The organism is Treponema endosymbiont of Eucomonympha sp., assembly GCF_001028545.1.
The window spans coordinates 1-568 of sequence record NZ_BBPW01000453.1 but is presented as its reverse complement, the minus strand read 5'-3'; the positions used below and the strand labels follow the sequence as shown (position 1 = coordinate 568).

General features: G+C 62.5%; 1 pseudogene. It reads right to left on the bottom strand.

The features are described 5' to 3' along the window. Positions 1-24: 24 nt before the first annotated feature. Positions 25-568: pseudogene (locus AWU74_RS07555) on the bottom strand (hypothetical protein); the annotation flags it as partial.

Here is a 568-nt window from a genome sequence, read left to right as displayed (position 1 = left end):
TTCTCACTGCCCCTTGCGGGGAACTCAAATGTCCGGCTTTGCCGAAGGCTCTCCGTACCGCTCCAGCCACCGGCGGACCGGATACGCCCAGTCGTCCCCGAAGCAGCTTTCAAGCAGAAGCTGTTCAAAAAGCAGGTGAATGTGCGCGGCGAGGCGTTCCCGGTCGAGCGGGGCGATATCCTCGTCGCGCTCGAAAAGCCGGTCTATGAACGCGACGGCGTCTCCGACCGGGAAAAGCTCCGGCGCCAGACGAGTCATCATATACAGCGCCGCCGGAATGCAGTTGACGCTGTGCTGCTTCACGTACAGCACCGTTTCCGCGATTTCGAGTGCGCCGTCGTACAGTTCCGCGCTATAGCGCTCCCGAAGCGCGCCGCTGAAATGCCGCTCTTCCGTGCGGAACACCCTGCGGTAAAACGAAAACGTCAGCACGACAATAGCGATATGCAGGCTCGGCACGCACAGATAGTGCGGATCGAGCAGCCGAATCAGCCTGATTTTCGGGGCGCGGCACGGCGGGCGCGCCGTCGTGGACATGCGGAAGCCGTATAACCTCGCCGCCTCGGCG